The 23,335-nt window shown below is 64.3% G+C and carries 24 protein-coding genes; 14 read left to right on the top strand and 10 right to left on the bottom strand.

The window, feature by feature from the left end; genetic code table 11:
- The first annotated feature begins 47 nt into the window (after positions 1–47).
- The 4 genes from ctrA to AADZ90_RS08150 all read left to right on the top strand — a co-directional run bounded on the left by ctrA (position 48) and on the right by AADZ90_RS08150 (position 5,724).
- Complete coding sequence (ctrA, locus tag AADZ90_RS08135) at positions 48–767, top strand: response regulator transcription factor CtrA (RefSeq protein ID WP_367312077.1); 720 nt, start codon at positions 48–50, stop codon at positions 765–767.
- A 368-nt stretch (positions 768–1,135) separates the two neighbouring features.
- The gene (gene ligA, locus AADZ90_RS08140) at positions 1,136–3,415 is read left to right on the top strand and encodes an NAD-dependent DNA ligase LigA (protein ID WP_367312078.1); all 2,280 of its coding nucleotides are present in this window, start codon (positions 1,136–1,138) and stop codon (positions 3,413–3,415) included.
- Complete coding sequence (recG, locus tag AADZ90_RS08145) at positions 3,412–5,499, top strand: ATP-dependent DNA helicase RecG (protein ID WP_367312079.1); 2,088 nt, start codon at positions 3,412–3,414, stop codon at positions 5,497–5,499. The genes ligA and recG overlap by 4 nt, the downstream gene beginning before the upstream one ends.
- A gap of 102 nt (positions 5,500–5,601) precedes the next feature.
- Positions 5,602–5,724 (top strand): hypothetical protein, encoded by a 123-nt coding sequence (locus AADZ90_RS08150; protein WP_367312080.1) that lies wholly within the window; start codon positions 5,602–5,604, stop codon positions 5,722–5,724.
- Between the two features lie 225 nt (positions 5,725–5,949).
- Here the strand turns inward: AADZ90_RS08150 and AADZ90_RS08155 are convergent, their stop codons facing one another.
- Positions 5,950–6,396 (bottom strand): iron-sulfur cluster assembly scaffold protein, encoded by a 447-nt coding sequence (locus tag AADZ90_RS08155; protein ID WP_367312081.1) that lies wholly within the window; start codon positions 6,394–6,396, stop codon positions 5,950–5,952.
- Positions 6,397–6,464: 68 nt separating this feature from the next.
- Here AADZ90_RS08155 and hisI point away from each other — a divergent pair, with 68 nt between their 5' ends.
- On the top strand, positions 6,465–6,830 hold the full coding sequence (gene hisI / locus AADZ90_RS08160; protein ID WP_367312082.1) for a phosphoribosyl-AMP cyclohydrolase: 366 nt from the start codon (positions 6,465–6,467) through the stop codon (positions 6,828–6,830).
- 128 nt (positions 6,831–6,958) lie between these two features.
- On the opposite strand, the gene gluQRS is transcribed toward hisI, so the two are convergent.
- The 4 genes from gluQRS to gyrA all read right to left on the bottom strand — a co-directional run bounded on the left by gluQRS (position 6,959) and on the right by gyrA (position 12,947).
- Entirely contained in the window at positions 6,959–7,837 is an 879-nt protein-coding gene (gene gluQRS, locus AADZ90_RS08165; protein ID WP_367312083.1) for a tRNA glutamyl-Q(34) synthetase GluQRS, read from the bottom strand.
- The gene (locus tag AADZ90_RS08170) at positions 7,834–8,436 is read right to left on the bottom strand and encodes a class I SAM-dependent DNA methyltransferase (protein WP_367312084.1); all 603 of its coding nucleotides are present in this window, start codon (positions 8,434–8,436) and stop codon (positions 7,834–7,836) included. Before AADZ90_RS08170 ends, gluQRS begins: the two co-directional genes overlap by 4 nt.
- 21 nt (positions 8,437–8,457) lie before the next feature.
- Entirely contained in the window at positions 8,458–9,813 is a 1,356-nt protein-coding gene (trmFO, locus tag AADZ90_RS08175) for a methylenetetrahydrofolate--tRNA-(uracil(54)-C(5))-methyltransferase (FADH(2)-oxidizing) TrmFO (protein ID WP_411996978.1), read from the bottom strand.
- A 413-nt stretch (positions 9,814–10,226) separates the two neighbouring features.
- Positions 10,227–12,947 (bottom strand): DNA gyrase subunit A, encoded by a 2,721-nt coding sequence (gyrA, locus tag AADZ90_RS08180; RefSeq protein ID WP_367312087.1) that lies wholly within the window; start codon positions 12,945–12,947, stop codon positions 10,227–10,229.
- A 191-nt stretch (positions 12,948–13,138) separates the two neighbouring features.
- On the opposite strand from gyrA, the gene AADZ90_RS08185 reads away from it, so the two are divergent.
- From AADZ90_RS08185 to AADZ90_RS08195, 3 genes are read left to right on the top strand one after another with little or no spacing between them, the layout of a single operon-like run.
- Complete coding sequence (locus AADZ90_RS08185; RefSeq protein ID WP_367312167.1) at positions 13,139–13,426, top strand: usg protein; 288 nt, start codon at positions 13,139–13,141, stop codon at positions 13,424–13,426.
- Between the two features lie 56 nt (positions 13,427–13,482).
- The gene (locus AADZ90_RS08190; RefSeq protein ID WP_367312088.1) at positions 13,483–13,818 is read left to right on the top strand and encodes an ElaB/YgaM/YqjD family protein; all 336 of its coding nucleotides are present in this window, start codon (positions 13,483–13,485) and stop codon (positions 13,816–13,818) included.
- A complete protein-coding gene (locus AADZ90_RS08195) occupies positions 13,819–14,157 on the top strand; it encodes a phage holin family protein (RefSeq protein ID WP_367312089.1) in 339 nt (112 codons plus the stop codon).
- Here the strand turns inward: AADZ90_RS08195 and ocd are convergent.
- Genes ocd through AADZ90_RS08215 form a run of 4 tightly spaced genes read right to left on the bottom strand, consistent with a single transcriptional unit; the run spans position 14,154 to position 17,132 of the window.
- Positions 14,154–15,200 (bottom strand): ornithine cyclodeaminase, encoded by a 1,047-nt coding sequence (ocd, locus tag AADZ90_RS08200; protein WP_367312090.1) that lies wholly within the window; start codon positions 15,198–15,200, stop codon positions 14,154–14,156. The genes AADZ90_RS08195 and ocd overlap by 4 nt on opposite strands.
- Positions 15,197–16,120, bottom strand: a complete 924-nt coding sequence (gene rocF / locus AADZ90_RS08205; RefSeq protein ID WP_367312091.1) for an arginase — start codon at positions 16,118–16,120, stop codon at positions 15,197–15,199. The genes ocd and rocF overlap by 4 nt, the downstream gene beginning before the upstream one ends.
- Positions 16,117–16,557, bottom strand: coding sequence for a disulfide bond formation protein B (locus tag AADZ90_RS08210; RefSeq protein WP_367312092.1), 441 nt, complete (start codon positions 16,555–16,557; stop codon positions 16,117–16,119). Before AADZ90_RS08210 ends, rocF begins: the two co-directional genes overlap by 4 nt.
- Positions 16,554–17,132, bottom strand: coding sequence for a YqaA family protein (locus AADZ90_RS08215; protein WP_367312093.1), 579 nt, complete (start codon positions 17,130–17,132; stop codon positions 16,554–16,556). Before AADZ90_RS08215 ends, AADZ90_RS08210 begins: the two co-directional genes overlap by 4 nt.
- 68 nt (positions 17,133–17,200) lie before the next feature.
- Between AADZ90_RS08215 and ypfJ the strand changes: the two genes are divergently transcribed.
- The 5 genes from ypfJ to AADZ90_RS08240 all read left to right on the top strand — a co-directional run bounded on the left by ypfJ (position 17,201) and on the right by AADZ90_RS08240 (position 22,398).
- Complete coding sequence (gene ypfJ, locus AADZ90_RS08220; protein WP_367312094.1) at positions 17,201–18,043, top strand: KPN_02809 family neutral zinc metallopeptidase; 843 nt, start codon at positions 17,201–17,203, stop codon at positions 18,041–18,043.
- 76 nt (positions 18,044–18,119) lie between these two features.
- The gene (locus AADZ90_RS08225; protein WP_367312096.1) at positions 18,120–19,148 is read left to right on the top strand and encodes a TRAP transporter substrate-binding protein; all 1,029 of its coding nucleotides are present in this window, start codon (positions 18,120–18,122) and stop codon (positions 19,146–19,148) included.
- 42 nt (positions 19,149–19,190) lie between these two features.
- Positions 19,191–20,444, top strand: a complete 1,254-nt coding sequence (locus AADZ90_RS08230; RefSeq protein ID WP_367312097.1) for a flavin-dependent oxidoreductase — start codon at positions 19,191–19,193, stop codon at positions 20,442–20,444.
- The gene (locus tag AADZ90_RS08235; protein ID WP_367312098.1) at positions 20,444–21,049 is read left to right on the top strand and encodes a TRAP transporter small permease; all 606 of its coding nucleotides are present in this window, start codon (positions 20,444–20,446) and stop codon (positions 21,047–21,049) included. The genes AADZ90_RS08230 and AADZ90_RS08235 overlap by 1 nt, the downstream gene beginning before the upstream one ends.
- The gene (locus AADZ90_RS08240; protein ID WP_367312099.1) at positions 21,046–22,398 is read left to right on the top strand and encodes a TRAP transporter large permease; all 1,353 of its coding nucleotides are present in this window, start codon (positions 21,046–21,048) and stop codon (positions 22,396–22,398) included. Before AADZ90_RS08235 ends, AADZ90_RS08240 begins: the two co-directional genes overlap by 4 nt.
- Here AADZ90_RS08240 and AADZ90_RS08245 read toward each other — a convergent pair.
- A complete protein-coding gene (locus tag AADZ90_RS08245; RefSeq protein WP_367312100.1) occupies positions 22,395–22,829 on the bottom strand; it encodes a cupin domain-containing protein in 435 nt (144 codons plus the stop codon). The two genes, AADZ90_RS08240 and AADZ90_RS08245, sit on opposite strands and share 4 nt — an antisense overlap.
- A 72-nt stretch (positions 22,830–22,901) precedes the next feature.
- Here AADZ90_RS08245 and AADZ90_RS08250 point away from each other — a divergent pair, with 72 nt between their 5' ends.
- Entirely contained in the window at positions 22,902–23,321 is a 420-nt protein-coding gene (locus AADZ90_RS08250; protein ID WP_367312101.1) for a PRC-barrel domain-containing protein, read from the top strand.
- The last annotated feature ends 14 nt before the right edge of the window (positions 23,322–23,335 follow it).

The raw sequence follows: 23,335 nt of genomic DNA on the forward strand, positions 1-23,335 counted from the left end.
GGTCGGAGGCTGATCGCGCCTTTGCTGGGATAACGGAGACAAGTGTAATGCGTGTTTTGCTGGTAGAAGACGACCCGACGACCTCGAAGAGCATCGAGTTGATGCTTTCCCATGCCAATCTTAATGTCTACTGCACCGATCTGGGTGAGGAAGGCATCGATCTGGCCAAACTTTATGATTACGACCTTATTCTTCTGGATCTGAACCTGCCGGACATGAATGGACATGACGTGCTGCGCCAGCTGCGGCTGGCCAGGATCGAGACGCCGATCCTGATCCTGTCGGGCAGCGACGATACCGAAAGCAAGCTGAAGGGCTTCGGCTATGGCGCCGACGATTACATGACGAAACCCTTCCACCGAGAGGAACTCGTCGCGCGGATCCACGCGATCATCCGCCGGTCGAAAGGCCATTCGCAGTCGATCATCCGGACCGGCAAGATCACCGTCAACCTCGACGCGAAGACGGTCGAAGTGGGGGGTAAGACGGTGCATCTGACCGGCAAGGAATACCAGATGCTGGAGCTTCTGAGCCTGCGGAAGGGCACGACCCTGACCAAGGAGATGTTTCTCAACCACCTCTATGGCGGCATGGACGAGCCGGAACTGAAGATCATCGACGTCTTCATCTGCAAGCTGCGCAAGAAGCTTGCCCAGGCAACGGGCGGCGAGAGCCATATAGAAACGGTCTGGGGCCGCGGCTATGTCCTGCGCGATCCCGAGCCGACAGCGGGCAGCGAGCCGGAGCGCGTGGCGATCGGCGCCTAAGGGTATTTACCAAGAGGATGGCCTCGCCCGGCGTTGGACGGGCGACGGTCTGCTGGGCGTCCGGCGCTATAGGCCGCGCAGATTGGTGTTCTGGTTGCGCGGCGACGATGAGTGAGGCCGACGGCTCCTGCATGATGCGGAGGATTGATCGGATCGGGTACGGCCTTGACGACGGGGCTGGGCCGGCGGTCGACGTTCCGCCGGTTCTTGCGCCTTGGTGAGGTCGAATCATGGCGGCGGATCGGCCCGCAGACCTTGATCGGAGATTGTACCGTTGTTGAAGACGGGTTCGGCACGAGACTGGACGGGGCCGATCGCCACTCCTATCACTTGGGCGCGACGATGACTGCCCGGAGGCTGCGCCCCAGATGTCCGATCCTTCCCTGCATGCCCCGGACCAGCGGGGCGACATTGGCGCCCTGCTGGAGATTGACCCGGACGGGGTATCGGCGGAGGAGGCACCGGATCTGCTGGCCCAACTGGCAGCGGAGATCGGCGCGGCAAACCTTGCGTATCACCGGGACGATGCGCCTGAGATCTCCGATGCGGAATATGACCGGCTGAAGCAGGTCAATGCCGCGCTCGAGGCGCGGTTTCCGGATCTGGTGCGTGAGAACAGCCCCAGTGAACAGGTTGGTGCGGCGCCGTCGGAGGGGTTTTCGAAGGTCGTTCATGCCCAGCGGATGCTGTCGCTATCGAATGCGTTCACGGACGAGGATGTGACGGATTTCGCGCAAGGGATCGCGCGGTATCTGGGGCTCGATGCGGCGCCTGCCTTCACGGCCGAGCCGAAGATTGACGGGTTGTCGTTGTCTTTACGCTATGAGGGCGGCCGGCTGGCGCAGGCGGCGACGCGGGGCGATGGCTCGGTCGGTGAGAAGGTGACGGCCAATGCGCGGACCGTGGCGGACATTCCGGAGGTGCTCAATGGGGCGCCGGAGGTTCTGGAGGTGCGCGGTGAAGTCTATATGGCGCATGGGGATTTCGCGGCGCTGAACGCGCGTCAGGAGGCAGAGGGCGCCAAGGTGTTCGCCAATCCGCGGAATGCGGCGGCGGGATCGCTTCGCCAGCTTGATGCGGAGATCACGCGGACCCGGCCCCTGAGGTTTTTTGCTTATGCCTGGGGAGAGCTGTCGGCGCCTTTGGCGGAAAGCCAGAGCACGGCGCTGGAGCGGCTACGCGCGCTGGGGTTTCAGGTCAATCCTTTGACGCGCCGTTGCGCAAGTGTTGAGGAGATGATCGACCAGTACCGCGAGATCGAGGCGCAGCGGGCGACGCTGGGCTACGATATCGACGGGGTCGTCTACAAGGTCGACGATCTGGACTATCAGCGGCGGCTGGGGATGCGGTCGACCACGCCGCGCTGGGCGATTGCGCATAAATTCCCGGCAGAGCTTGCCTGGACCCGGCTTGAGGCGATCGACATCCAAGTGGGTCGGACGGGCGCGTTGAGCCCCGTGGCGCGACTACAGCCCGTGACGGTCGGTGGCGTCGTGGTGTCGAACGCGACGCTGCACAATGAGGATTACATCGCCGGGCGTGACGCGAACGGGCAGCCGATCCGGGACGGCAAGGACATCCGCGTCGGTGACTGGGTCCAGGTCTATCGGGCGGGCGACGTGATCCCGAAGGTGGCTGATGTGGACCTCGCGAAGCGGCCGGACAGGGCGGAGCCCTATGTGTTTCCGGAGACTTGTCCGGAATGCGGGTCCGAAGCGGTTCGGGAAGAGGGCGATGCAGTGCGGCGCTGCACGGGCGGGCTGATCTGCCCGGCGCAGGCGGTGGAGAAGCTGAAGCATTTCGTGTCGCGCGCGGCCTTCGATATCGAGGGGCTGGGGGTGAAACAGGTGGAGCAGTTCCACACCGATGGCTGGATCGCGGAGCCTGCGGATATCTTCACGCTGGAAAACCGCAAGGCTGAGGAGCTGCGCGAGCGCGAGGGGTGGGGCGAGAAGTCGGCGACCAACCTGTTTGCCGCGATCCGGGAACGGCGGCGGATCGCCTTGGGTCGCATGATCTTTGCGCTTGGGATCCGGCATGTGGGGGAGGTCGCGGCCTCTGACCTCGCGCGGCATTTCGGCAGCTGGGAGGCTTTGGCGGAGGCCGCGGATATGGCGGCCCCCGCGGCAGAGCGGTATCGCACCGCGGATGCGGCCGAACTGGCCGAACGGGAAGCGGCAGCGGATGAAGGGCGGCGGGCGCAGGTCAAGAAGGCGCGCGATGCGGTTTGGGAGGCTGATCCGGTATCGTCCGAGGCGCGGGCGGCGTGGGACGATCTGGTGGGGATCGACGGGATCGGGGCGACGGTGGCGATTTCGCTCGTGACGACGCTGAACCAGGAGGCGGAGCGGGCCTCGATCGACCGACTGGTTGCGTTTTTGGAGATTGAGGCGCCCGCTGCCGTCGCCTCTGAAAGCCCGGTGGCGGGCAAGACGGTCGTCTTCACGGGCTCGCTGGAGCGGATGACGCGGGCTGAGGCCAAGGCGCGGGCGGAGGCTTTGGGGGCCAAGGTCTCGGGCTCGGTGTCGGCCAAGACCGACCTTGTGGTTGCCGGGCCCGGCGCGGGGTCGAAGGGCAAGAAGGCGGCGGAGCTGGGGATCGAGACGATCGACGAGGATGGCTGGCTCGCCCTGATCGGAGACGCATGAGCCGCCCGGAAATCCTGTTTCCGCTGTTCGGGGATCTGACGGCGCTCGACGGGATCGGGCCCAAGACGGCGCGGGCGCTGGCGGCGCTGCATGTCGAGGTGCCGAAGGATCTGCTGATGACGCTGCCGCACGGGGTGATCGACCGGCGGCGGAAGGAGAGTGTTCTGGGCGTGGCGTTGCCCGCCACTCTGACCGTGGAGGTCGAGGTCAAGGAGCATCAGCCGCCGAAATCGAAGGGGCGGCCCTATCGGGTGAACGTGGCGGATGCGAAGACGGCGTTTCAGATCGTCTTTTTTCATGCGCAGCGGGATTATATCGCGCGGATCCTGCCGACGGGGCAGCGGCGGCTGATCTCGGGCAAGGTGGAACTGTTCGACGGGATGGCGCAGATGGTGCATCCCGATCACGTCCTGATGCCGGATGAGGCCGGGCAATTGCCGGAGTTCGAGCCGGTCTATCCGCTGACCGCCGGGGTCACGCAGAGGGTCATGGCGAAGGCGGCGGCGTCGGCCCTGGGTCTGGCGCCGGAGCTGGCAGAGTGGATCGATACGGCCCTGCTGGCGCGTGAAGGCTGGCCGGGGTGGCGGGCGGCCTTGGAAGAGGCGCATCATCCGGCGCATGCCGGAGCGGCCACGCTGACCGATCCGGCGCGGGTGCGGCTGGCGTATGATGAGCTCTTTGCCCATCAGGTCACGCTGGCATTGGCCCGGGCGCGGGACCGGGCGAAACCTGGCCGAGCGACAGAGGGCGACGGGCGGTTGCGGGACAAGGTTCTGGCCTCCTTACCCTATGCGCCGACCGCGGCGCAGGCGCGTGCGATGGCGGAGATCGCGGCGGATATGGGCCGGGGCCTGCGCATGAACCGGCTGCTGCAAGGGGATGTAGGCTCTGGCAAGACGCTGGTGGCGCTGATGGCGCTGCTGGTGGCGGTCGAGGCGGGCGGGCAGGGCGCGATGATGGCCCCGACCGAGATTCTGGCGCGCCAGCATCTGGAGGGGTTGCAGCCTTTGGCCGAGGCCGCTGGGGTGCGGCTGGAGATCCTGACGGGTCGGGACCGCGGCGCCGAGCGGCGGGAGAAGCTGGAGGCGCTGGCGGCAGGGGAGATCGCGGTGTTGGTGGGCACCCATGCGGTGTTCCAGCGGGATGTCGTGTTCAAGGATTTGCGGCTGGCCGTGGTGGATGAACAGCACCGGTTCGGGGTGCGCCAGCGGCTGGAACTGGGGGCCAAGGGGGACCGGACGGATGTGCTGGTGATGACGGCGACGCCGATCCCGCGGAGCCTCGAGCTGGCGCAGTATGGGGACATGGAAGTGTCCGTCCTCGATGAGAAACCGCCGGGGCGGAAGCCGGTGACGACGGCGCTGGTGTCGACAGCGAAGATGGACGCCGTTGTGGAGCGGCTGCGTGCGGCGGTGGCGGAAGGACGGCAGGCCTATTGGGTGTGTCCGCTGGTGGAGGAGAGCGAAGTGCTCGACATGACCGCGGCGGAGGAGCGGTTCAAGCGGCTGCGCGCGGCGTTGGGCGAGGGGGTGGTGGGTCTGGTCCACGGCCAAATGCCGACGGTCGAGAAGGACGCTGCGATGGCGAAGTTCGTCGCCGGCGAGACCTCGGTTCTGGTCGCGACCACGGTGATCGAGGTTGGCGTGAATGTGCCCAACGCCTCGATCATGGTGATCGAGCGGGCCGAGACGTTCGGGCTGGCGCAATTGCACCAGCTCAGGGGCAGGGTCGGCCGGGGTAGTGCGGCGTCGACCTGTCTTCTGATGTATCAAGCTCCACTGAGCGAGAGTGGCGAGCGGCGTTTGCAGATCCTGCGCGAGACCGAGGACGGGTTCCGGATCGCCGAGGAGGATCTGGCGATGCGGGGAGCGGGGGATGTGTTGGGCACGGCGCAATCGGGCCTGCCGCGGTTCCGCATCGCGGATCTGGAGCGGCAGGCGGCGCTGATGGCCGTGGCACAATCCGATGCGCGCAAGTTACTAGCCGATGATCCCGACCTGACGACGGAGCGCGGGCAGGCGGTGCGGGTGCTTCTGTGGCTGATGGAGCAGGACAAGGGGATCCGTTTGATTTCAATTGGTTAACTGCAGAACGCCATTTTGTTCGCGAATGTTCTTAAAAAGTTCTTTACTTTGCGTTTGGTTAATGAGAACAAAAGGTCAACGAAGCGTTAAGGAGATACGCCGATGGCCAAGGAGATCAAAACCGCTCTTGCCCGTTCCCGGTCCACGATCGTGGGCGATGCCGTCGGTGCCGTATCGCTTGTCGTGATGTTGTTTGTCGGGCTCTCTCTGCCCGGTCTGATCTGAGGAGACCTGAGAGAGACCGATCAGCCTGCGGTCCGTGCCGATCCCGCCTTTTGCGCGTTCCTGTCCCAACATTTATGCGCTGAAACGGAGGCCTTGCCTGTTCCGCCTCCGTCCGGGTCCCGAGGGTTCTTGCCTCCCCTCTTGATCCATTGCGGGCTTCGGGTCCCACGCGGACACGCTTTTCTCCGCCGCCGTCCTTCTCCCAGGACGTGCGGCGGCTTTTTTTTATGCCTTGGCCTTGGCAGCTTCGAAGGCGTCGAGCGTGGCGTCGAAAGCAAGCATGATCGAGGCGTGACGGTTTTTGTAGTCCTTGGCGGGTTCCAGGACCTCGAGCCCGTCGAAGGGGGCGCCGGGAACGGGGCCGTTTTCCTTCAGCATGGCGTGAAGCGCGTCACGACCCGCGCGGACCTCCGGTTCGGTCAGGCCGATGATGTTGGCGCCGACGACGGAGGCCGCGGCTTGCCCGAGGGCGCAGGCTTTGACGTCCTGGGCGTAGTCGGTGATCGCGCCGTTTTCGACCTGCAGGTCGACGGTGACGGTGGAGCCGCAGAGCGGCGAGCGGCGCTTGGCTGTCGCCGTGGGATGCTCAAGCCGCTCGGTCCGTGGCATGTCGGCAGCGAGCGCAAGGATGCGGCTGGAATAGAGCTTCATCAGGTCGGCATCGGTGGGCATGGTCTGGCCTCTGCTCGGGTTTGTTCCTAGATAGGCCGCCTGTCCGCCCAAGCCAAAGGGAAAGTGCGATGGCTTTCGATCCTGAGACGCTGAGCTACGATGCGCGGGGGCTGTTGCCCGTGATTGCGCAGGAGGCGGAGACGGGTGAGGTGCTGATGCTCGCCTGGATGAACGCGGAGGCGGTGCGGCGGACGCTGGAGACCGGACGGGCAACCTATTGGTCGCGGTCGCGGCAGGCCTTCTGGGTCAAGGGAGAGACCTCGGGGAACGTTCAGGAGCTGGTGGAGCTGCGGGTGGATTGCGACCGGGATTGCCTGCTGGCGCTGGTGCGGCAGACCGGGCCGGCCTGCCATACGGGCGCGCGGACCTGCTTCTTTACCGCGGTGCGGGAGGGGGAGGAGGCATTGGTTGAGGGATCCGGCGGGAGTATCTGACCTCTGTTCGCAAAAGGCTGGATGAACCGCTTGCGACAGATGTTGGAGCCTCCGGCGGGAGTATTTGTGGCCAGATGAATGACGGGGCTTTCCAGTCCCGGGGGCATTAAGGTTAATGGCTGTTGTGGTTAACGGACGGTGGCTGAAGGCGTGGTGAGGCCGACCTTTTGGCGGATGTCGGTTGGCGTGAGGCCTTCGGCGCGGTAGCGGGCCAGAGCGCGGGCATCGTCGCGTTTGGCGAGGCGTTTGCCGGTGTCGTCGCGGATCAGGCGGTGGTGGTGGTAGATTGGCGTCGGCAGGCCGAGGAGGCGCTGAAGAAGAACGTGGATCTGCGTTGCTTCGAAGAGATCCTCGCCGCGGACCACATGGGTGATCTTCTGATAGGCGTCATCGAGGACCACGGAGAGGTGATAGCTCGTCCCCATGTCGCGGCGGGCGAGGACGATGTCGCCGACATTTTGGATGAGGTCTTTCGGGGATATCCGGATGTCTCCGACCTCGCCATGGGGACCGCGGCCGGTCTCTTTGAAGGTCGATGTATCGAGGGATGCGACAGCCTTGGTGACGTCGAGGCGAAGGGCGAAGCCCTTTGGGCGCGGGCCTTGGAGGGGCTGGTCCGGACGGCAGGTGCCGGGATAGATCAGGCCGTCGGGCCCGATGAGGGGCGCGCCTTCTTGCGGGGCGGATAAGGCGTCTTCGATGTCGCGCCGGGTGCAGGTGCAGGGGTAGAGCAGGCCGTGCCGCCAGAGCGTGTCGAGGGCGGCGTTGTAGGCTTCCATGCGCTCGGATTGGCGGAGGACGGGTTTGGGCCAGTCGAGGACGAGCCAGTGGAGATCGTCGTAGATCTGCGCCTCCCAGTCGGGGCGGGCGCGGCTTTGATCGATATCCTCGATCCGCAGGAGGAAGGTACCGCCCTCGGCACGGGCAAGGTCATAGGCTGTCATGGCCGAGAAGGCGTGGCCGAGGTGGAGGGGCCCTGTGGGTGAAGGCGCGAAGCGGGTCCTCACGCTTTTTCGAGGACGTAGACAGTCGATTTGAGGCCGATCCCCGGCAGGTGGTCGCCGTATTCGCGGAAGAGAAGGCGGGTGGCGCCGCAATCGATCCAGTCGTTGAGGGCGCCCGTGTAGGCGGGATCTTTCAGTGTGTGATCGTTGTAGCTGAGGCCGAGATGGCCGCCCTGGGGGAGGGCCTTGAGGAGATCGCCCAGGGTTGAGGGTGGCGCGGCACCTGCGCTGACGACGCCGGAGGCGCAGATCGTGGAATAGCCGCTAGGGATCGGATCGGTCGGGGCGATATGGGAGAGACTGCGGTAGATCGCCTTTTCTCGGGCCTTGGCCAGCATCTCTTCAGAAATGTCGGTGCCGTCGATCTGAGCGAAGCCCGCGGCCTTCAGCGCGAGGCCGGAGAGGCCGGTGCCACAACCGAAATCGAGGATGGGGGTGGTCTTGTCGGCATGATCGCTCAGCGCGTTGGCGAGGCGTTCTGGCGTCACGTATCCCGCGACCGAGACCTCTTCGTCATAGCTCGCGGCCCATTCGGTATAGATCTGGCGCCGCTCGTCATCGGTTTCGGCGGCGTAGATGCGGTCGAGGAAGGTGCTGGCCATGGAGGAACGGTAGGGCGGTCCTCAGGCTGCGTCCAGTTTCGGGGCCGTGAGCCAGGCTTGCCAGTCGGCCTTGGCGCGGTCGGTATAGGCCTTGTAGCGGTCCTTGCGGCCGCGGCGTCCGCCCTTGAGGCCGGCGACGGGGGGGAAAAGGCCGAAATTGACGTTCATCGGCTGGAAGGTCTTGGCATCGGCGCCGCCAGTGATGTGGGTGACGAGGGCGCCTGTGGCGGTGGTGGGTGGGACCGGGGGGAGGGTTTGGCCGGTGATTTCGGCCACGGCGAGGCGGGCGGCGAGGAGGCCCATCGCGGCGCTTTCCACGTAGCCCTCGACGCCGGTGATCTGGCCCGCGAAGCGGATGTTAGGGCACGACTTGAGGCGCATCTGGGCGTCGAGGAGGGTCGGGGAATTCAGGAACGTGTTGCGGTGGATGCCGCCGAGGCGGGCGAAGCGGGCGTTTTCAAGTCCGGGGATATTTTTAAAAACAGTGGTTTGGGCGCCGTATTTCATCTTCGTCTGGAAGCCGACGATATTGTAGAGCGTGCCGAGCGCGTTATCCCTGCGGAGCTGGACGACGGCGTAGGGTTTGACCTCGGGTTGGTGCGGGTTGGTGAGGCCGACCGGTTTCATCGGGCCGAAGCGGAGCGTTTCGCGGCCGCGTTCTGCCATGACTTCGATCGGGAGGCAGCCGTCGAAATAGCCGGCGGTCTCCCCCGGTTTGAATTCGGTCTTTTCCGCGGCCAGAAGCGCGTCGATGAAGGCTTCGTACTGATCCCGGTCCATCGGGCAGTTGAGGTAGGCGGTGCGTTCTTCCTCGGTCTCGCCCTTGTCGTAGCGGGACTGCATCCAGGCCTTCGACATGTCGATGCTGTCATGATGGACGATGGGCGCGATGGCGTCGAAGAAGGCGAGGGCGTCGGTGCCGGTTTCCTGCTGGATGGCCTGGGCCAAGGCGCCGGAGGTGAGGGGGCCGGTGGCGATGATCCAGTGGCCGTCGGTGGGGAGCGTTGTGATTTCTTCGTTTGATATCTTGATGTTGGGGTGGGATTTGAGAGTTTCTGTGATGGTCTCGGCGAAGGGTTCCCGGTCGACGGCGAGCGCCCCGCCCGCAGGCAGGCGGTGGCGGTCGGCGGTGGTCATGATGAGACCGTTCGCCTGACGCATCTCCCAATGGAGGAGGCCGACGGCGTTCTGTTCGTCATCGTCGGAGCGGAAGGAGTTGGAGCAGACCATCTCTCCCAGATTGCCGGTCTGGTGGGCGAAGGTTTCGACCTTGGGGCGCATCTCGTGGAGGACGACCTGCAGCCCCGCATTGGCGGCCTGCCAGGCGGCCTCGGACCCGGCCATGCCGCCGCCGACGATGTGGAGTGTGTTGGACATGGGGGCGAAATAGTCCGCGTGGGGCCTTTTGTGAAGAGATCGTAAAGGGGGCGGTCGGGGGGATTTGCCGCACCAACGCGAATCGGTTCGGGTTGGTCAGTTAATGCGGGGAAATCGGAGAAAATGGCTGTGCGGCATCCGGTCGGAATATGGGCGGCATCACGTCGGAGGGATTTTGGAGAAACGGAGCGGTAACGGAGAGTTCTGCTGCGATGCAGCGCAACAGCGCGAGCGGTTCTTTGGAATGCTGGGGATTTTTTCGAGAGGGGTGGGGCGGTTTGGTCGCGGGGCGGTGAGAGACCGGAGCGGCTTGCGCCGCGTTCGATGCTTTTGCGCTCGGGCCGCGCGGGCCTTCAAGGGGACGCTGTCCCCTTGAAAATCCCCTGGAGTATTTTTGGCAAGATGAGGATTGCCTACTCCTCTGTATCCTCGTCGCCCTGATCGGCGATCCAAGCGACGCTGACGACCTCTTCCCCCTTGGCGGTGTTGAAGACTTTGACGCCGCCCGCGGCGCGGGAGCGGAAAGAGATGCCGTCAACGGGGACGCGGATCGACTGGCCGAGATTGGTGACCAGCATGATCTGATCGTGGATGTCGACCGGGAAGCTGGTGACGAGGGGGCCGCCGCGCATGGCCTTGTCCATCGCGATGACGCCCTGACCGCCGCGGCCGCGGACCGGATAGTCATGGGAGGAGGAGAGCTTGCCGGAGCCCTGGGACGTGATCGTGAGGATCAGGTTTTCGGCGGCCGACATCTCGGCATAGCGTTCCTGGCTGATGGAGCCGGGCGCGGCGTCTTCCTCATCGTCGGTCTCGGCATCGTCGGTCAGGCCCGCCATGGCGCGGCGCATCTTGAGATAGGCGGCGCGCTCGGCCGGGTCGGCCTCGAAATGGCGGATGATCGACATGGAGACGACGCGGTCGTCCTCGCCCAGGCGGATGCCACGGACGCCGGTGGAGTCGCGGCCTTTGAAGACGCGGACGGCTGTCGTCGGGAAGCGGATCGCGCGGCCCTGGCGGGTGACAAGCATGACGTCGTCATCATCGGAGGCGATGCGCGCGTTGACCAGTTGCGTGCCGTCCTCAGGCAGTTTCATCGCGATCTTGCCGTTGGCCTTCACGTTGGTGAAGTCCGAGAGCGCGTTGCGGCGCACGTCGCCGGCGGAGGTGGCGAAGACGATCTGGAGGTCCTGCCAATCGTCCTCGTCCCGGTCGATGGGCAGGATCGCGGCAACGGAGACCCCCGTGGGAATGGGCAGGATGTTGACGATGGCCTTGCCCTTGGCCGTGCGCCCGCCTTGCGGCAGGCGCCATGTCTTGAGCTTGTAGGCCATCCCGTCGGTCGTGAAGAAGAGCAGCTGGGTATGGGTGTTGGCGACGAAGAGGGTGGTGACGACATCCTCTTCCTTGGTCTGCATGCCCGAGAGGCCTTTGCCGCCGCGCCGCTGGGCGCGGAAATCGGCGAGCGGGGTGCGCTTGATGTAGCCGCCCTGGGTGACGGTGACGACCATATCCTCGCGCTCGATAAGGTCTTCGTCCTCCATATCGCCGGACCAGTCGACGATTTCGGTGCGGCGGGGGACGGCGAAGAGATCCTTCACCTCGGTCAGTTCGGTGCGGATGATGTCGAGGATGCGCTCGCGGGAGCCGAGGATTTCGAGGTAGTCGCGGATCTTGGCGGCGAGCTGTTCCAATTCGTCGGTGACTTCCTTGACGCCGATCTGGGTCAGGCGCTGAAGGCGGAGCTCGAGGATCGCGCGGGCCTGTGTTTCGCTGAGGTTGTAGGTGCCGTCGTCGTTGGCCGTGTGGGTCGGATCGTCAATCAGCTGGATGTATTCCAGGATGTCCTCGGCGGGCCAGGGGCGGGTCATCAGCTTTTCGCGCGCTTCGGCGGCATCGGCGGAGGCGCGGATGGTGCGCACAACCTCATCGACATTCGAGACGGCGACGGCGAGGCCGCAGAGGATGTGGGAGCGTTCGCGGGCCTTGCGCAGCTCGAACGCGGTGCGGCGGGCCACGACCTCTTCCCGGAAATCGAGGAAGGCGGTCAGGAAGCCGCGCAAGGTCAGCGTTTCCGGCTTGCCGCCGTTCAGGGCCAGCATGTTGCAGGCGAAGTTGGTTTGCATCGGCGTGAACCGGTAGAGCTGGTTCAGCACGACCTCGGCCGTGGCGTCGCGCTTGAGTTCGACGACCACCCGGACGCCATTGCGGTCGCTTTCGTCCTGGACGTGGGCCACGCCTTCGACCTTCTTGTCGCGGACCTGTTCGGCGATCTTGTCGATCATCGCCGCCTTGTTCACCTGGTAGGGAATTTCGTCGACGATGATCGCCCAGCGATCCTTGCGGATTTCTTCGGTGCGGACTTTCGCGCGGACGATGACGGAGCCGCGGCCTTCGAGATAGGCCTTCCGCGCGCCGGAGCGGCCGAGCATTATGCCGCCGGTCGGGAAGTCGGGGCCGGGGACGTAGTCAATCAGCTGTTCGGTCGAGAGGTCGGGGTCGTCGATCAGGGCGAGGCAGGCCTCGATCACTTCGCCGAGGTTGTGCGGCGGGATGTTGGTCGCCATGCCGACGGCGATACCGCCCGCGCCGTTGACGAGCATGTTGGGGAAGCGGGCGGGCAGGACCGTCGGCTCTTGGTCCTTGCCGTCGTAATTGTCCTGGAAGTCGACCGTATCCTTGTCGATATCGGCCAGCATATAAGCGGCCGGTTTGTCCATGCGGACCTCGGTATAGCGCATGGCGGCGGGGTTATCGCCGTCCATCGAGCCGAAATTGCCCTGACCGTCGAGAAGCGGCAGCGACATCGAGAAGTCCTGCGCCATCCGGACGAGGGCGTCGTAGATCGCACTGTCGCCATGGGGGTGGTACTTACCCATAACGTCGCCCACGGGCCGGGCCGATTTACGGTAGGCCTTGTCGTGGGTGTTGCCCGTCTCGTGCATGGCGTAGAGGATTCGACGGTGCACAGGTTTTAGGCCATCGCGCAGATCGGGGATCGCGCGGGAGACGATCACGCTCATCGCGTAATCGAGGTAGGAGGTCTTCATCTCATCGGAGATGGAGATTGTCGGCCCGTCATATTCGGGGCGCTTTTCGCCTGTGTTTTCAGGATCTTCTGGGGTGTCGCTCACGTGGGATGCCTGTTTACCGCAGCAATCTATATGTTGTTGGCTGCACTCTATCAGACCGTGAATATGGGGTGCAACGGAGAAGCGCGCAAGGTTTTAGCAGCCACCCTTCTAGAGCGCCAACATACTGTTTTTGTTGATTTATTAACTGTCCCGCGATCTCATCCCAGAACGGCAGTCAAGACATGGAGCAAATCATGCGATCTGAGACTGAGTTGATGCTGCGGGGGTACGGGCTGACCATTGCGGAGTTTTTCTATCATATGCCCGATCACCCGCATGTCCTGAACACCTTCGTCTGGCAGGAGTATGATCTGGCGCCAGACCATCCGCGGCTCTTCAAGTTCATCGAGTTCTGGCAGGACGAGATCGAGGGGCCGCTGCATTCGGTGCGGTTCGCCCACCGCAAGGAGGTCTCTCCGGGCGAATGGCAGAATATGGTGGGCGAATACAGCGTGGACGGTGGCCTGAGGCTGCATTGACGCTGGAACTCTGACGCGGCCGTCGCGTTGTGCTGTCGAAATCAACGGAGGATTCGATGGCACAGCAGATGACTGCGACACCGATCAAGACCAAAGAGACGACGCTTGACGACCTTGCCAGTCAGATCGAGACCCTGAAGAAGGATCTCGCGGACCTTGGTTCTGTCATGAACGATTACGGAAAGGCCCGTGGTCGGGAGGCCAAGAGAGCCGTCAAAACTAAGGCGCGCGATCTGGAGGAGGAAGGCCGGCGGCTGGCGCTGCAGGCGGAAGACAGCTTCAACGAACTCAGCGATGAAGCGACGCGGCAGGTACGCGAGAATCCGGGAATGGCGCTTGGCATTGCTGTCGGGTTCGGCTTTCTCGTCGGGATGCTTGCAAGGCGCCGGTAAATGATCGCTTTACTGGAAGTCGCCGAGTGGCGCGCGAAACGCGCCGCTCGCAACACGGGGATCGCCATATTTGCGGCGATCCTCATTCTTTTTGGCGTCGTTTTCCTTTCGATCGCGTTTTGGCTGCTGCTCGCAGAGATGCGGACACCCACCTTTGCCGCGTTCGTGATCGGCCTGTCTTATGCCGGGTTGGGTATCTTGATCCTCGGCATCCTCGCGATCCGCAGGCCGCGGCAATTGCCGCCGCGTATGGCCAGTCAGGTTGGCGTGGCATCGCTTGTGGAAGGGTTTCTGATCGGGATGTCTGCGGCCCAGACCCGGGGGCAGGGTCGCCGTTAGGGCGCGGCCCTCAGGAGCATTCCAAAGAGGTCTCGCGGATCATCCGGGTCCGCGAGCATATCGAGTTCCACATAGAGACCAGTCTCCGGCAGTAACGAGTGAACGTAGCGCAGGGCCGAGAAATCCTCGATCGCGAAGCCGACGCTGTCGAAAAGGGTGATCTGGGCAGCTGAGGTCCGGCCGGGGGTACGACCCGTGATGACCTCCCAAAGTTCGGTCACGGGATGGTCGGGGGCGAGCTGCTGGATTTCGCCTTCTATGCGCGTCTGCGGCGGGTATTCCACAAAGATGTCTGAGCGGTGAAGGATGGCTTCGGCCAGTTCGGTCTTGCCGGGGCAGTCGCCGCCAACCGCGTTTATGTGCAAGCCAGAGCCGACCATATTGTCGGTCAGGATCTGCTGGTTGCGCTTGTCCGCTGTCGCCGTTGTGACGACCTGGGCGCCTTCCATTGCGTCTTCGGGCGTCGGATGAGTGGTGATGGCCAAGCCGGTGCCGGTGAGGTTGCGGACAGCCTTTTCGGTCGCTTCGCGGTCGATGTCGTAGAGGCGGATGGCATCTATGCCGCAGATCGCCTTGAACGCCAGAGCCTGGAATTCAGATTGGGCGCCGTTGCCGATGATTGCCATGGTGCGCGCGCCATCAGGGGCGAGGTGTCTGGCGGCCATCGCCGACGTCGCCGCGGTGCGCAGGGCGGTGAGGATCGTCATCTCGGACAGCATCAGCGGATAGCCGGTGGCGACCTCTGCGAGGACACCGAAGGCGGTGACGGTCTGGCGGCCCCCTTTCCAATTCTTGGGGTGGCCGTTGACGTATTTGAAGCCGTAGTTTTCGCCGTCGGAGGTTGGCATCAGCTCGATCACCCCCTCGGCGGAGTGGGAGGCGATGCGGGGCGTCTTGTCGAAGCTCTCCCACCTCCGGAAATCGTCTTCTATGGCGTCGGCGAGGCCCTTGAGCATCGTCTCGATCCCGATCCGGTGGACGATCTGCATCATGTGATCGACCGAAACGAAGGGGACAAGGGCGAGCTTGCCGGGGTCTGTCATTGCGGGCCTCGGGTGGGACGGTCGAAGATCCGGCGGCCCATCAGCGAGGCGGTGAGGTCCACCATGAGCTGTGCGGTCTGGCCGGCATGGTCGAGGAAGGGGTTGAGTTCGACGAGGTCGAGCGAGGTGACGAGACCGCTGTCGCAGAGAAGCTCCATCACCAGATGTGCCTCGCGCATCGTCGCGCCGCCTGGGACGGTGGTGCCGACCGCGGGGGCGATCTGAGGATCGAGGAAATCGGTGTCGAACGAGACGTGAAGGAGGCCGTTCGCCTTTGTCACTTCATCCAGGAAGACGGCGAGCGGTCGTTTGATGCCGCTTTCGTCAATGACGCGCATGTCGGTGAGGTGGATGCCCGTTTCGGCGAGGGCGGCCCGTTCTGCCGGATCGACGGAGCGCAGGCCGATCATCGCGATCTGGTTGCCGGGGATCGGTGCGGGGAAGGGCGGGAAGTCTTCGAAGCCCTTGCAGCCATAGGCATAGGCGACCGGGGTGCCGTGGAGGTTGCCGCTTTCGGTTGTCGCGGGCGTGTTGAAATCGGCATGGGCATCGAGCCAGAGCACGAAGAGCGGGCGGTCTGCGGTTTGCGCATGTGCGGCGAGCCCGGCGAGGCTGCCGAGGGAGAGCGCATGGTCGCCGCCCATGAAGATCGGCATTCCGTCCTTCGCGGCATCCTCGGCAGCTTTTGCGATGGCCCGCGTCCAGCCAACGGTTTCGCCCAAGGCATGAAGCGGCTCCCGATCCGGCAGGTCTGTCGCCTGAGCTGCCACGTTGCCATCGTCGCGAACGCGATGGCCGAGTTCCGAGAGGCTTTCGGCGAGCCCTGCGATGCGGAAAGCGTCCGGCCCCATCCGGCAACCCTGTCGCCGCTTGCCGCAATCCAGGGGCACGCCCAGCAGGATGACATCTCGCGGTGTCATGTGCGCCGGGCCGCGATCACCCAGAGCCCGGCGAGGCCGAGCGAAAGGATCGCGTTCCAGCTGGCCATGGAGAGGCCCGCGAACTGCCAGACGACCTCGTCGCACATCACGACGGGGGCGATTTCGGTCGACAGCAGGTCGCCGCTTAGGAGGTCTCCACCGCCGGAACAGGAGGCAGGCCCGTCCCACCAGCCACGCTCGACACCTGTGTGATAAACGCCGATCCCACCCGACGTGGCCGCTGCCGCGCCGCCCGCCCAAGCCAGCATAGGCTGTGCATAGGCCAAGATCCCGATGACGATCGCCGCGCCGTGGGGCCAGCGCTGCCAGAGGCACATCTGGCAGGGCGCATAGCCTGCCAATTGGAAGGCCCACGCGCCGAGAAGCAGGGCGGCCGAGCCACCGGCGGCAATGAGGATCAGGTGTTTGGCGGTCATATGAAGCGGACCAAGGCAAAGCTCCCGACAAGCAGGACGCAGAAGAGGACGAAGAGCAGGTTCAGGCGGCGTTCGATGAACTCGCGCATCGGCTCTCCGAACTTCCAGAGGAGGCCCGCGACCAGGAAGAAGCGGAAAGCGCGCGCGATGATCGAGGAGATGATGAAGACGGTCAGGTTCAGCCCCGTCGAGCCCGAGAGGATCGTGATGACCTTGAACGGGAAGGGCGTGACACCCGCGATCAGCACCGCCCAGGCGCCCCATTCGTTATAGCGCACCGCGAAATCGTCGAAATACGCGTCCTTGCCGTAGAACTCGAGCACCGGGCGGCCGACCTGTTCGAACAGACCGAAGCCGATCCAGTAGCCCACTAAAGCGCCCATAACAGACCCCACCGTGCAAAGGGCGGCGATCTCAAACGCCTTGCGAGGGCGGGCGATGACCATGGGGATCAGCAATACGTCGGGCGGAATCGGAAAGACGGAGCTTTCGGCGAAGGAGACGAGAAATAGCGCCCACATCGCGTGGCGTGTCGCGGCAAGCGCGAGCGTCCAGTCGTAGAGGCGTCGGATCATTTGCTGCTCTTTTGTGTTGAGGTCTTAGGCCATGCGATACGGCTTGGGTCAAGGCGGGAGGTAACGGCATGAAATGGCGCGGACGCAGGGGCAGCCGGAACATTGTGGACCGTCGCCGATCTGGCGGACGGGCGGCGGCCGGAGGGATCGGCGGGCTGGGCCTGATCATCGTGCTGGTTTTGGGCCTTTTCTTCGGGGTCGACGTCACGCCGCTGCTGCAAGGAGGCTATAGCGAGCCCGAACGGCGGGAGGTCAGTGCGCAGGATGACGCAATGGCGCAGTTCGTCTCGGTCACGCTGGCAGATACCGAGGAGGTCTGGGCGGATATCTTCCGAAACCAGCTGGGCCGGACCTACGATCCGCCGCAATTGGTGCTGTTCTCCGGTACGACGCAATCCCCGTGTGGCGGGGCGAGCACTGCGACCGGGCCATTCTACTGTCCGGCGGACGAACGTGCCTATCTCGACACGGATTTCTTTATGGTGCTTGACCGGCAATTGGGCGCGGGCGGGGATTTCGCCGCGGCCTATGTCATCGCTCACGAGGTGGCGCATCATGTTCAGCAAGAACTTGGCATCCTCGGCCAGGCGAACGCCGCGCGCCAAGCGGCGGGCCAGCGCCGATCCAACGAGATCTCGGTCCGGATCGAGCTGCAGGCCGATTGCTTGTCAGGCATCTGGGCGCGGGCGGCTCAGGCGCGGTTCGGGTCGCTCGAACCAGGGGATCTGCAGGAGGCGATCAACGCTGCGAAGGAGATCGGCGATGACGAGCTGCAGCGCGAGGCGGGGCGGGTGGTGCGGCCGCACACCTTTACCCACGGCTCCAGTGAGCAGCGCCAGCGCTGGTTCATCCGCGGCTACGAGAGCGGCGATCTGCAAGCTTGCGATACCTTTGGGACGAACCGCCTCTAAGGCAGGTTGCAAGACCGCGCCGTCTCTGGCTTGAATACCTTCCGTGGCGGCAGAGAACGCCAAGGGAGGATTTATGATGAAAACGGTGAGACGCGCCTTCATGGGGGCGCTTGCATTTGGGATCAGTGCGACTGTCGCCTCTGCGCAGGAAGTTACGCTGCGGTGCCAGCACTTCCTGTCGCCGATGGCTTCGGTGCCCGCGATGTTCATGGAGCCCTGGGCCCGGAAGGTGGAAGAGGAGTCGGACGGACGGATCAAGGTCGAGCTGTATCCGGCGATGCAACTGGGTGGCGCCCCGCCGGCGCTGTACGACCAGATCCGGGACGGGGTGATCGATTGCGGCTGGGCGCTGCCGTCCTACACGCCGGGCCGTTTCCCGGCGACCGAGGTCTGGGAGTTGCCCTTCATGACCTCGATGAGCGCCGAAGAGACCTCGCGCGCCGTTTGGGCCTATTCCGAGGAATACGTCGCCCCGCAGATGCAGGACATCAAGCTGATGGCCACCCATGTGCACGGGCCGGGGATCATCCACACCAAGGGCACCGCGGTAGAAACACTTGACGATCTGCAGGGGCTGAAGCTGCGCGGGCCGTCGCGACAGGCCAACGCGTTGCTGGAAAGCCTGGGTGCCGAGCCTGTCGGGATGCCGGTGCCCGCCTTTCCCGAGGCGCTGTCGAAAGGCGTCGTGGACGGGGGCGTCATTCCCTATGAGATCGTGCCGCCTTTGAAGGTGCATGAGCTGGCCGACCATCACACCCAGATCGGCGGTGACCGGGCGCTCTATAACACCTTCTTCGTCTGGGGAATGAACCTCGACACCTATAACAGCCTGCCGGATGACCTGAAGGCGGTGATCGATGCCAATTCCGGGGCGGATGTCTCTGCCTGGGCCGGCAAGGCGATGGATGACGGGGACGATACCGGCGAACAGGTGGTCCGTGATGCGGGCAACACCGTCGTCACCCTGTCGGATGCGGATCTGGCGCGCCTGCAGGAGATCGGGGCGGCGCAACGGGCAGCGTGGGTCGAGGAGGTCTCGTCCCGCGGGCTGGACGGGCAGGCCATGGTCGACCGCGCGACATCGCTGATCGACGGCGGCAGCTAAGGGAAGAGGGCGGGGGCGACCCCGCCCGCCGGGAGGCATTTGATGACCGTTCTGATCGCCGGTGCCGGGATTGCTGGCCTGACGCTTGGCCTCTGCCTCGATCGGGCCGGGATCCCGTTCCGCATCTTCGAGGCGGTGCGCGAGCTGCGCCCGCTTGGCGTCGGCATCAACCTTCAGCCCCATGCTGTGAAGGAGCTGTTCGCCTTGGGGCTGGAGGATGCGCTGGACGACTGTGGCTTGCGGACGGAGGAGGTGGCCTATTTCTCCACCCACGGCCAGCTGATCTGGCGTGAGCCGCGCGGGATGGGTGCGGGGTATAACTGGCCGCAATTCTCGGTCCATCGCGGACTGTTCCAGATGGCGCTTTATCACGCGCTGGTCGCGCGGGCGGGGGAGGATGTCGTCCTTCCCGGTCATGCGGTGACAAGCTGGATCGAGCGGGACGGGCAGGTGCGGGTTGATCTGACGGATCGCGCGACCGGGGCGCCGCTGGGCTCGGCCAAGGGGGACGTTCTGATTGCTTGCGACGGGATCAACTCGGCCCTGCGGGCGCGGCTTTACCCGGAGGAGGGAGAGGCGAAATGGGGCGGCACGATGATGTGGCGCGGTGTGACGCGGGGGCCAAGGTTCCTGACCGGGCGCAGCGTGACGATGACGGGCCGGAAGGATGTGAAGTTCGTGGCTTATCCGATCGGCGATACCGAGGAGGGGGGATCGGTCATCAACTGGATTGCCGACCTGACCATGCCGCCGGACTACGATTGGGCCAGGCAGGACTGGACACGGGAGGCGCAGGCGGAGGATTTTGTCGCGGCGTTCGAAGGCTGGTCCTTCGACTGGCTCGACATCCCGGCGACGATCCGCGCGGCGGATGGGATCTGGGAATACCCGATGGTCGACCGCGATCCGCTCGACCGCTGGACCCACGGGCGGATGACCCTTCTGGGCGACGCGGCGCACGCCATGTATCCGATCGGGTCGAACGGGGCGTCACAGGGGATCATTGATGCCTGCTGCCTTGCGTCCGCCTTCGGCGAACAGTCGGTCGGGGCAGGGGCGCTTGAAGCCTACGAGGCGGAGCGCCGCCCGAAGGTCAACGCGCTGGTCCTAACCAATCGCGGCGACGGGCCGGACAAGATCCTCGACATCGTGGAGGAGCGCGCGCCCGAGGGGTTCGACGACATTGAAACCGTGATGCCGCTGGCCGAGCGTCAGGCGTTTGCGGACGGCTACAAGAAGGTGGCTGGGATGGATATCGCGGCGCTCAATGCCGCGCCGCCGGTGCTTCAGGTCTGATGCAGATCGCCCCTGCCGCCCAGGCGCGCACGGAGCGTGCGCTTGAACCTCTCGCCCGGTGGCTGGCCTATCTGGGCGGGGTGATCCTCGTGGCCGTGGCGATCATGGTGGTCGCCTCGATCATCGGACGGCGGCTGATCTTTGCGGGGCTTGGCCCGATCCCCGGCGACTACGAGCTGGTCGAGGCGGGTGTGGGTATCGCCGTCTTCTACTTCCTGCCGTGGTGTCAACTGCGCCGGGGGCATGTGACCGTCGACATCCTTGTCGATACGCTGCCGAAGCGGGGCAAGGCGCTGTTCGGGTTCCTTGGTGACAGTTTGATCGCGCTTGCCGCGGGCGTGATCTTCTGGCGCTTCTATCTCGGTTTCGGTGAGAAATTCCCATATTTCTCAGAGGCGTGGCGCGATCGGCTGGCGATGGGCTACAAACCGTTCTTTCCTGAGACATCCTATGAGCTCGAGATCCCGATCTGGATCATCTACGGCCTCGCGCTGATCGGGGCGGCGGTGTTCTTCGTCGTGTCGCTCTACGCTGTCTGGCGGTCGCTCAACTGGCTGCTTGCTGGAGAAGAGGGCCGTACCACCCCAGAGGAGTCGCCGATTTGAGCGGTGTTGAGGTTGCCCTGATCGGGTTTGGACTGATGCTTTTGGGCATCTTCCTGCGTGTGCCGATAGCTGTCGCCATGGCGCTGACGGGGTTCATCGGCGTTTGGGTCGTGCGGGGCACGCCAGCGCCGCCGCTCGCCCAGCTGAAGACGCTGACCTACGACACGTTTTCCAGCTATTCGCTCTCCATCGTACCGCTCTTCCTGCTGATGGGGCAGTTTGCGACGAAATCCGGCATGTCGGCGGCGCTGTTTCAGGCGGCATCGGATTGGCTGGGCCACCGGAAGGGGGGCGTGGCCATGGCGGCTGTCGGAGCTTGTGCGGGGTTCGGAGCGGTTTGCGGATCGTCACTCGCCACGGCATCCACCATGGGGCAGGTGGCGCTGCCCGAGATGCGCCAACGGGGCTATTCCGATGCGCTGTCGACCGGGGTGCTCGCGGCGGGCGGGACGCTGGGGATCCTGATTCCGCCCTCGATCATCCTCGTCATCTACGCGATCCTGACCGAGCAGAACATCGTCAAGATGTTCATCGCCGCGCTGATCCCCGGGATCCTGGCCGCACTTGGCTATATGCTGACCGTCGCGATCTATGTCCGCGTCGTCAAAGGAGCAGCCGGGACGGCTGACCGTGTGCCCTACGCCCAACGGTTCCGGTCACTGGCCAAGACGTGGCCTGTCATCCTGATCTTCGCCCTCGTCATGTACGGCATCGCGGGGGATTGGGACTGGAGCAATCCAGGACCCGATGCACTGTTCACGCCGACTGAGGGCGCCGCGGTCGGCGCGGTCTTGGCGGGGCTCTATGGTGTTCTGACCGGGGATCTGACGAAGGATGCTTTCCTCGCCGCGATCCTGGAGACAGCGCAGGCCACCGCGATGATCTTCTTCATTGTCTTCGGCGCGGCGCTGTTCAATTCCTTCCTCGCCACCACCCGCGCACCGCAGATGATGGCGGAATGGGTGACGGGGCAGGGCTTCGCGCCACTGACCGTCCTGATCGCGATGCTCTTGGCCTATCTCGTCTTCGGCTGCGTGATGGATTCGCTGTCGATGATCCTGCTGACGATTCCGATCTTCTTTCCCATCGTGCAGGCGCTCGATTTCGGTCTGACGCCGGAGGAGACAGCGATATGGTTCGGCATCCTCGCGCTGATCGTGGTGGAGGTCGGGCTGATCACGCCACCGGTGGGCATGAACCTGTTCATCATCAACCAGGTGGGGCGGGACATCCCGATGGGCAAGACCTATCGCGGGGTGACGCCCTTCGTCGCCTCGGACCTGGTCCGGGTGGCGATCCTTGTCACCTTCCCGGGGATAACGCTCTGGCTCGTGAGTGTGATGTTCTAGGGAATCTCGAAATCCGGTTCGGCCAGTGTGAAACCGTCGAATGTGAAGCCGGGCGAGACGATGCAGGAGACGAGCGTATAGGGTCCGGTCGTCTCGGCCGTCTGCCAGTGATGGGCGGGGACGATCACCTGCGGCGCTTGACCCGTCAACGGATCGGGGCCGAGCGTGTGGGGGGCTGCAGGCCCGGCATCGCTTTCGGCGATCTGCAGGGTCAACGGACTGCCTGCGTGGAATAGCCACAACTCCGCCGCATCGACCTTGTGCCAGTGGCTGCGCTCGCCCTCGGCCAGCAGAAACAGGATCGCCGTCGCCATGGGGCGGCCCGGGTTATCCGCGACCCAAGTCTGGCGGTAATGGCCGCCTTCGGGGTGAGGGGCAAGACTGAGGCTCTGAATGAGGTCGATTGCCGATTTATTGGGCAAACTTGTCATAGTTTCGGAACGGTATGCAGGCGAAGTTTCATTGAGGTCAGGCAAATACACTCGAAGCGAGGATCGACCAAAATGAAATATTCTATCGCTGTTATTGCTGCAACTCTGACTGCCGGGTCAGCCATCGCCGAAACGCAGATGGACACAGAGAACCTGATCCGCACGCGCGACATCACCGGCGGTGATATCTACACGATGAACGTTGAGGCCGACGATGCGATGTGGGGCGATGACGACGCCTTCGCTGAGATCGATGCGGAGTGGAACGATATCGGCGAGATCGAGGATGTCATCCTCTCGCGCGACGGCCAGATGATTGGCATCGTCGCGGAGATCGGCGGATTCCTCGATATCGGCGACAAGCACGTGATGATCCCGGTCGAAGACGTGAAGCTCGTTCCGGTCGACGATCAAACCTACGCTTACGTCACACGCATGACCGAAGAGCAGCTGGAAGAGATGGAAAGCGTCGACGAAGGCTGGTGGAACTGAGCCGTCACGCAAGA

The organism is Aestuariibius violaceus, assembly GCF_040779325.2.
GTDB lineage: Bacteria > Pseudomonadota > Alphaproteobacteria > Rhodobacterales > Rhodobacteraceae > Aestuariibius > Aestuariibius violaceus.

Bases quoted from the DNA above. Each gene is read 5' to 3' on its own strand.
- AADZ90_RS08155 (WP_367312081.1), bottom strand. From the start codon at position 6,396: ATGCCCACCGATGCCGACCTGATGAAGCTCTATTCCAGCCGCATCCTT.
- ypfJ (WP_367312094.1), top strand. From the start codon at position 17,201: ATGAAATGGCGCGGACGCAGGGGCAGCCGGAACATTGTGGACCGTCGC.
- ctrA (WP_367312077.1), top strand. From the start codon at position 48: ATGCGTGTTTTGCTGGTAGAAGACGACCCGACGACCTCGAAGAGCATC.
- AADZ90_RS08195 (WP_367312089.1), top strand. From the start codon at position 13,819: ATGATCGCTTTACTGGAAGTCGCCGAGTGGCGCGCGAAACGCGCCGCT.
- AADZ90_RS08170 (WP_367312084.1), bottom strand. From the start codon at position 8,436: ATGGCCAGCACCTTCCTCGACCGCATCTACGCCGCCGAAACCGATGAC.
- AADZ90_RS08190 (WP_367312088.1), top strand. From the start codon at position 13,483: ATGGCACAGCAGATGACTGCGACACCGATCAAGACCAAAGAGACGACG.
- AADZ90_RS08210 (WP_367312092.1), bottom strand. From the start codon at position 16,557: ATGACCGCCAAACACCTGATCCTCATTGCCGCCGGTGGCTCGGCCGCC.
- rocF (WP_367312091.1), bottom strand. From the start codon at position 16,120: ATGACACCGCGAGATGTCATCCTGCTGGGCGTGCCCCTGGATTGCGGC.
- AADZ90_RS08245 (WP_367312100.1), bottom strand. From the start codon at position 22,829: ATGACAAGTTTGCCCAATAAATCGGCAATCGACCTCATTCAGAGCCTC.
- hisI (WP_367312082.1), top strand. From the start codon at position 6,465: ATGGCTTTCGATCCTGAGACGCTGAGCTACGATGCGCGGGGGCTGTTG.
- AADZ90_RS08150 (WP_367312080.1), top strand. From the start codon at position 5,602: ATGGCCAAGGAGATCAAAACCGCTCTTGCCCGTTCCCGGTCCACGATC.
- ligA (WP_367312078.1), top strand. From the start codon at position 1,136: ATGTCCGATCCTTCCCTGCATGCCCCGGACCAGCGGGGCGACATTGGC.
- AADZ90_RS08215 (WP_367312093.1), bottom strand. From the start codon at position 17,132: ATGATCCGACGCCTCTACGACTGGACGCTCGCGCTTGCCGCGACACGC.
- AADZ90_RS08225 (WP_367312096.1), top strand. From the start codon at position 18,120: ATGAAAACGGTGAGACGCGCCTTCATGGGGGCGCTTGCATTTGGGATC.
- AADZ90_RS08235 (WP_367312098.1), top strand. From the start codon at position 20,444: ATGCAGATCGCCCCTGCCGCCCAGGCGCGCACGGAGCGTGCGCTTGAA.
- recG (WP_367312079.1), top strand. From the start codon at position 3,412: ATGAGCCGCCCGGAAATCCTGTTTCCGCTGTTCGGGGATCTGACGGCG.
- ocd (WP_367312090.1), bottom strand. From the start codon at position 15,200: ATGACAGACCCCGGCAAGCTCGCCCTTGTCCCCTTCGTTTCGGTCGAT.
- AADZ90_RS08230 (WP_367312097.1), top strand. From the start codon at position 19,191: ATGACCGTTCTGATCGCCGGTGCCGGGATTGCTGGCCTGACGCTTGGC.
- AADZ90_RS08250 (WP_367312101.1), top strand. From the start codon at position 22,902: ATGAAATATTCTATCGCTGTTATTGCTGCAACTCTGACTGCCGGGTCA.
- trmFO (WP_411996978.1), bottom strand. From the start codon at position 9,813: ATGTCCAACACACTCCACATCGTCGGCGGCGGCATGGCCGGGTCCGAG.